This window comes from Niveispirillum sp. FG156 (assembly GCF_057809555.1).
The window spans coordinates 34159-40681 of record NZ_JBMDKE010000055.1; the positions used below are offsets into that span (position 1 = coordinate 34159).

Genomic DNA, 6523 nt, shown 5'->3' on the forward strand with positions numbered 1-6523 from the left:
ATTATCCGGCCACTAAATATAGTGGCCTCTTGGATGTGAACCTACCAAATTTGATTCGGCTTGGGTAGGGGGCGTGGTACGGATTCCTGTGGGTAACTCCGTTACCTACCCAAAGGGGGAAGGAGGAGTATAGGCCCCCTTCCCCACCTCATCCTTTGCGCTTACTGCCCGGCGGCGGCAGAGAAGCCGTTGGCGCCGTCAAAGCTGTACAGGCTGGCCGTCTGCACCACGTCCAGGCCGGCATCGGCGAAACGGCCCAGCAGGCTGATGATGGCAGCCGGGCTAACGGGAGCCTTGCCATCGCCCAGCAGGCGCAGGCGCCAATGATCGGTGCAGAAGGTTTCCGGCGCCCCATCGGGCCAGACCTTCTGACCGCGATTGGAGATCATGGACAGCTTCAGATCGCCGCCGATCAGGCCCGCCACACGCGCTGCCATGTCGTCGCCATTGCCGCCCTTATGGTCCAGGAACACGTCGACGCCGATCAGCTTCTTTTCCTGACGCGCATAATCTTTCAGCGCGATACCGGCAAAGCTGGCCTTCTCGCCCACCTGATAGGAGGCAGGGATCAGCTGGGTCGGGCGCTCACCCAGGCGATCGATCAGGTTCTGGGCGAAATCGCGGGTGCCCACGCGGGCCTTGGAGACGCCGCGCTTGAAGATATCGACAGTGTGGATACCGTCTTCGATCATGCGCAGCCAGGCATTGTGAATCTTCTCCGCGGCCTCGGCCTGCCCGATATGGACCAGCATCATCACCGACGCCAGGATCAGACCCGACGGATTGGCAATGTTCTTACCGGCGATGGTGGGGGCAGAGCCGTGGATGGCCTCGAACATGGCGCACTGGTCGCCGATATTGGAGGATCCAGCCAGACCGACCGAACCCGTTATCTGGGCCGCGATGTCGGAAATGATGTCGCCATAGAGGTTCAGCGTGACGATCACGTCAAACTGCTCCGGCGTGTCGGCCAGCCGGGCAGCGCCGATATCGACGATCATGCTTTCATGTTCGATATCGGGATATTCGGCGGCGATCTCATCAAAGACGCGATGGAACAGGCCATCGCTGATCTTCATGATGTTGTCCTTCACGAAGGCCGTCACCTTGCGGCGATGGTTCGCGCGGGCATATTCGAAGGCGTAGCGGATGATCTTTTCCGAACCGGGCCGGGTGATCAGCTTTACCGCCTGGGTCACTTCCTGCGTCTGGCGGTATTCGATACCGGCATACAGGTCTTCCTCATTCTCGCGCACGATGACCACGTCCATGGTCGGGTGCTTGGTCGAGACATAGGGATGATAGGAGACGCAGGGGCGGATATTGGCGTAAAGGCCAAGCGCGCCACGGATCGTCACGTTCAGCGACTTGTACCCGCCCCCCTGCGGCGTGGTGATCGGGGCCTTCAGGAAGACCTTGGTGCGGCGCAGGCTGTCCCAGGCGCTGGGCTCCATGCCGTTCATGATGCCGCGCTTGTAGACGCTTTCACCGATCTGGATTTCTTCGAACGCCAGATTGGCGCCCGATGCCTGCAGCACTTCCAGCGTGGCGTCCATGATCTCGGGGCCGATGCCATCGCCGCGCGCAATGGTAATGGGGGTAGGTTCGGTCATGTGATGTTCCTTTTCGTCAATGCCCGTCCCCTTCAGCGGGGTTTGCCGGGCTTGGCGGGGGGGAAGTTAATCCCGTTACCGTTTGCGCACAATCGCACCGAAGGTCGGGGCGGCCCTGACCCCGTGACACAAGTCACGGATCACAAAGAACTTTTGTGTCGAAACCACGCCTGTCCCCGATATTTTTCGCGACAAGGCGACGAACCGGCCCTGTGAAACATTGTGCACCATCCCATCGGCACGTCTTTCACAGGATGTGCTGGCCCGGCCCTGTGAAACCCTACGCAACATCCATGTCGGCGATGTTACGCGGCGTGTGCCCCACCGACAGATGCGAAACCCTACGCAACAGGGTTCGCCTGCGTGTTTCACAGCGGATGCAGATCGGGTGGAACGGCAATCATCCTAACAAAAAACCGATGCCGGCGGGAGAGTTGATCAGCGCATCAGTTCCCGCATGCCCGCGTCCAACCCGGCCAGGGTCAGCGGGTACATGCGGCCTTCCATGATCTTCTGGAAAATCCCGATCGACTGCGTATAGGTCCAGTAGCGCTCATCCGACGGGTTCAGCCAGATTGAATGCGGGTATTTGTCCAGCAGGCGACGCATCCAGACAATGCCCGCCTCCTCGTTGAAATGCTCCACCGAGCCGCCGGGCTGTGTAATTTCATAAGGGCTCATCGACGCATCGCCGACAAAGACCAGCTTATAGTCGGGGCCATAGGTATTGATGACGTCGAACGTGGAAAGCCTCTCCACATGCCGGCGCTTATTGTCCTTCCACACGCCCTCATAGACGCAATTATGGAAGTAATAATATTCCAGGTGCTTGAACTCGCCACGCGCGGCGCTGAACAATTCCTCGCACAGGCGGATATGGTCGTCCATCGACCCGCCAATATCCAGGAACAGCAGCACCTTCACGGCATTGTGCCGTTCCGGCACCATCTTGATGTCCAGCCAGCCGGCATTGCGGGCGGTTGAGCTGATCGTGTCGGGCAGGTCCAGCACATCGGCAGCCCCCTGGCGCGCGAATTTGCGCAGACGGCGCAGCGCCACCTTGATGTTACGGGTGCCCAGTTCGACGCTGTCATCCAGATTGCGGAATTCCCGCTTGTCCCAGACCTTCACGGCGCGACGGTGGCGGCTGCCATCCTGGCCGATGCGCACCCCCTCGGGATTGTAGCCATAGGCGCCGAACGGGCTGGTCCCCGCCGTGCCGATCCATTTATTGCCGCCCTGATGCCGGTCCTTCTGTTCGGCCAGCCGCTGCGCCAGTGTCTCCATCAGCTTGTCCCAGCCGCCCAGCGCCTCGATCTGCGCCTTCTCCTCGTCGGTCAGGAATTTCTCGGCCAGTTTGCGCAGCCATTCCTCGGGAATCTGGGCCGTCAGCTCCTCAGCGCCAATGGCAGCAGAACCTTCCAAGCCTTTGAAAACAGTCGAAAACACCCGGTCAAACTTATCCAGGTTGCGTTCATCCTTCACCAGGATGGCGCGCGACAGGTAATAGAAATCCTCCACCGCATAGCCCGCGATGCCGGCCTGCATCGCCTCCATCAGCGCCAGATATTCCTTCAGGCTGACAGGCACGCCGGCCTTGCGCAGGTCATAGAAGAAGCCGGTGAACATGGGTTCTCACGTACTTGGGAAGGGCAGAGAGGACGCAGGATAGCAGGCCCCGGCTCAGGCCGCGACATCATCGCGCAAGACCAGGGGCCGGTACCATAGCGCGATAGCGCCATCACGCCCGCGCAGGGGCATTTCCTCCACCCGGCGATATCCCGCCAGCGCCGTCTCACCATCGGTGACCAGGGCCGCACCCGCCACCTCATCGGAAATGACAATGCCGGCTTCCAACTCGCGGGTCAGATGCGTCAGACGGCTGGCGACATTGACCGTATCGCCGATGACGGTGAATTCCAGCCGCTGATCCGACCCGATATCACCCGCCACGACAGCTCCATAATGCACACCGATACCCAGCCCGACCGACGGCAGGCCATGGACTGCACGTTCACGGTTCCAGTCATGGATGGCATCCTGCATGTCATGGGCACAGGCCAGGGCCGCCGCCGGGTCCCGGCCACTGGGAGCCAGCAGGCCGAAAGTGGCCATCACACAGTCACCGATATATTTGTCGACCGTGCCGCCATGGGTGAAGACGGCCCGCTCCATCCGGATGCGGAATTGGCGCAACAGGTCGATGATCTCCGCTGCCGGCGCATTCTCGCACAGGCGGGTGAAACCTGTCAGGTCGGCGAACAGGACACAGACGACGCGAGTATTGGGTTGCGACAGGGGGCTGTCGCTGGCCGCCAGCCGTTCCACCATGTCAGGCGAGAAGTACCGCGCCAGGTTTGCCCGCTCACACTCTGTCGCGGCCTGACTGACCAGCAGCATCTTGGACCGCCGTACCGCCGCCGCCAGGGTCAGGGCAACCAGCATCAAGATCAGCACCTGGCTGAGCCAGCCGGGCAGGTCGATATAGTAGGGGTCCAGCATGACCTCGAAAATCTCGTTCAGGCTGGTGCTGTGAAAGGGCCAATCCATCGGCATGGTGAAGGATCGCGGCTCTCGCAGGGCATGGACGACCACCGCCGACCAGGACAGGACGGCGGTCAACCCACTCCACACCACCAGGGCTGGCCGCTGCAACGTGGCGGAGCTGACCACCATCAGGAAGAAGACCGCGAACCAGACGCTGCGCGTGGTCAGGGCGGCCGGCATCACCTCCCCGCTGAAAACCACAGGCACTGTCATCACAGCCGCAATTGCCGCGTGATCGAAGGCGACCGACGCGAACAGGTGCCATGGCCGGAACGCCCTTGTCCGGTGCAGCGCCCACAGACCCATGCCGTTGCAGGCCAGAATGGCGATGCAGATATAGCCCGCGATGTTACCGACCGATTGGTCCAGGGCGGTGATCCAGCTCAAGATCGCGCCCAACCCGATCAGCCGCGCCCAGGTGGCCATCTCGATGCCGCGCGCCTGTTCGCGCGCAAACACGGCCTTCAGCCGCGCTTCCGCCCCCAGATTGCGATCCGACAGGTTGCTCATGCCACCCTTTCCCACCGTCTTTGCCGACGGTGCCGTCCCCTGCTTACCAAGTTAACGCGACAATGGGTCTTTATGACAGGGCCAAGCATCAACCCACCCCAGCCGATCCCGCAAGCCGGGCGACGATGAACGGCAATCATGGAGGGTTGATGGCAAGGATGTGGTTTTCCACATCCTGCATTTGCGATAATCAATGCGAAATGCATTAGCCATCGCAATGTTTGCATTATGCAAATCATTATGAAACGATTTTCCGCCTGTGACCATCATTTCCACCCGAGAATCCGCCCTTATCCGATTGGCATACCCCGTGCAGCAGGAGTGATCAGAAAGGCAAACGCCTTCCCAGAAAAAAAAGCCCAGACGGAGCCGACATCATGACCAAGTTCTTCGCCAAGACCGCCGCCGCCGCTGCCATCGCTGTTGCTTTCGCCGCCCCGGCAATGGCCCAGAATGCGTCCGGCACGATTGCGCTGAAGGGCAATGTCGCTCTGTCCTGCACCATCGCCGTCCAGGACCTGAACCAGTCCCTGGCGCTGAAGGCCGGTGAGAATGCCAAGACGGTTGGTTCGGTCACCGAGACCTGCAATTCCGGCTCCGGCTACAAGATCACGCTGGCGTCGGCCAATGCCGGCAAGCTGAAGTCCGGCAACTTCACCATCGACTATCAGGTGAACTATGACGGCCAGGGCGGCGCGCTGACCAGCCAGATGGTCGTTGACCGCGCCACCGCCCAGTTCGGCAAGAAGTCCGACCTGAAGGTCACCATCGCCGCCTCCGACCAGTATATCGCGGGTGACTATGCCGATACAGTCACCGTGACCATCGCCGCCAAGTAAGTTTGCCGACCCAACCCCGCCCGAAACCGGGCGGGGTTTTCCATATCCGGACAAAGAGGTGCAGAATGCGCCGTGTACTGGTCCGGGCCGTTCTGGCCCTGCTTCTCTCATCAACCGCCCTGATGCCCGCCGCCATGGCGCAGAGCACGGGCGGCAATTTGTCATTGCGGGGCAATATGCCCATGTCCTGCGCCATCAGCGTGCAGGACAATAACGTCATCTGGAACCTGACCAGCGGCGAAGGGTCGAAGACGGTCGGGTCGGTGACGGAAAGCTGCAATGCCGGCAATGGCTATTCCATCAGCCTGGCCTCGGCCAATGGCGGCAAGATGAAAAGCGGCGTCAACGAGATCGCCTACTCCGTCGATTACGACAGCAATGCCGGCAACCTGACCAGCCAGATGGTGGTCCAGCGTGCGACGGCACAGTTCGGCAAGAAGTCCGATCTGAAGGTGACGGTGCCGATTTCCAATCAGCATGTGGCCGGCGACTATGCCGACACGATCACAGTGACCATCGCCGCCCGGTGAGGCTGGATCAGACCGTCAGCAAGGCGGCGGCCACACGCCGCCCCTCGGCCAGCAGCACATTATAAGTGCGGCAGGCGGCAGGACTGTCCATGACATCCACGACCAGACCCTGCTCCCGCAGCGCCTTGCGCAGGGCAGAGGGAAAAAGCTGCATACGGGCACCAGAGCCAAGCAGAAGCACATCCGGCTTTGGATCGGCGGCAAGCACAGCGGCGAAATGATCGACGGTCAGATCAGCGAAGCTGGGTACATCCCATGCGATGGTATGATCGGGGAACACGATCACAGCCCCCTCATGCACCATGTTGGACACCCGGAAACGGCCAGGGGCATAGGTGTCGATGACCTGACGGTCAGCGGGGATGATGGGGGTGATATCGACCATGTCGGGGATATTCCGATGGGCCCGTCTGACGGGCCAGGTTGAAATGGCTCCCAGGGAGGGATTCGAACCCCCGACCGGGCGGTTAACAGCCGCCTGCTC

Annotated in this window: 6 protein-coding genes; 2 read left to right on the plus strand and 4 right to left on the minus strand. The window is 61.0% G+C overall.

Annotated elements, in window-relative coordinates; genetic code table 11:
• Nucleotides 1-161 precede the first annotated feature (161 nt).
• The 3 genes from ACODSP_RS25875 to ACODSP_RS25885 form a co-directional block, all read right to left on the minus strand.
• Entirely contained in the window at nucleotides 162-1613 is a 1452-nt protein-coding gene (locus ACODSP_RS25875) for an NADP-dependent isocitrate dehydrogenase (protein ID WP_102111246.1), read from the minus strand.
• A 438-nt stretch (nucleotides 1614-2051) separates the two neighbouring features.
• A complete protein-coding gene (locus ACODSP_RS25880) occupies nucleotides 2052-3242 on the minus strand; it encodes a vWA domain-containing protein (RefSeq protein ID WP_488968403.1) in 1191 nt (396 codons plus the stop codon).
• 54 nt (nucleotides 3243-3296) lie between these two features.
• Complete coding sequence (locus ACODSP_RS25885; RefSeq protein WP_488968404.1) at nucleotides 3297-4670, minus strand: adenylate/guanylate cyclase domain-containing protein; 1374 nt, start codon at nucleotides 4668-4670, stop codon at nucleotides 3297-3299.
• 377 nt (nucleotides 4671-5047) lie between these two features.
• On the opposite strand from ACODSP_RS25885, the gene ACODSP_RS25890 reads away from it, so the two are divergent.
• The gene (locus ACODSP_RS25890; protein ID WP_054167577.1) at nucleotides 5048-5509 is read left to right on the plus strand and encodes a spore coat protein U domain-containing protein; all 462 of its coding nucleotides are present in this window, start codon (nucleotides 5048-5050) and stop codon (nucleotides 5507-5509) included.
• 65 nt (nucleotides 5510-5574) lie between these two features.
• On the plus strand, nucleotides 5575-6039 hold the full coding sequence (locus ACODSP_RS25895) for a spore coat protein U domain-containing protein (RefSeq protein ID WP_444734486.1): 465 nt from the start codon (nucleotides 5575-5577) through the stop codon (nucleotides 6037-6039).
• Between the two features lie 7 nt (nucleotides 6040-6046).
• Here the strand turns inward: ACODSP_RS25895 and ACODSP_RS25900 are convergent, their stop codons facing one another.
• Nucleotides 6047-6424, minus strand: coding sequence for an Mth938-like domain-containing protein (locus tag ACODSP_RS25900; protein WP_488968405.1), 378 nt, complete (start codon nucleotides 6422-6424; stop codon nucleotides 6047-6049).
• Between the last annotated feature and the right edge of the window lie 99 nt (nucleotides 6425-6523).

What these genes read in the sequence shown, in the direction of transcription:
- ACODSP_RS25875 (WP_102111246.1), bottom strand. Translation starts at nt 1,613, where the DNA reads ATGACCGAACCTACCCCCATTACCATTGCGCGCGGCGATGGCATCGGC.
- ACODSP_RS25880 (WP_488968403.1), bottom strand. Translation starts at nt 3,242, where the DNA reads ATGTTCACCGGCTTCTTCTATGACCTGCGCAAGGCCGGCGTGCCTGTC.
- ACODSP_RS25885 (WP_488968404.1), bottom strand. Translation starts at nt 4,670, where the DNA reads ATGAGCAACCTGTCGGATCGCAATCTGGGGGCGGAAGCGCGGCTGAAG.
- ACODSP_RS25890 (WP_054167577.1), top strand. Translation starts at nt 5,048, where the DNA reads ATGACCAAGTTCTTCGCCAAGACCGCCGCCGCCGCTGCCATCGCTGTT.
- ACODSP_RS25895 (WP_444734486.1), top strand. Translation starts at nt 5,575, where the DNA reads ATGCGCCGTGTACTGGTCCGGGCCGTTCTGGCCCTGCTTCTCTCATCA.
- ACODSP_RS25900 (WP_488968405.1), bottom strand. Translation starts at nt 6,424, where the DNA reads ATGGTCGATATCACCCCCATCATCCCCGCTGACCGTCAGGTCATCGAC.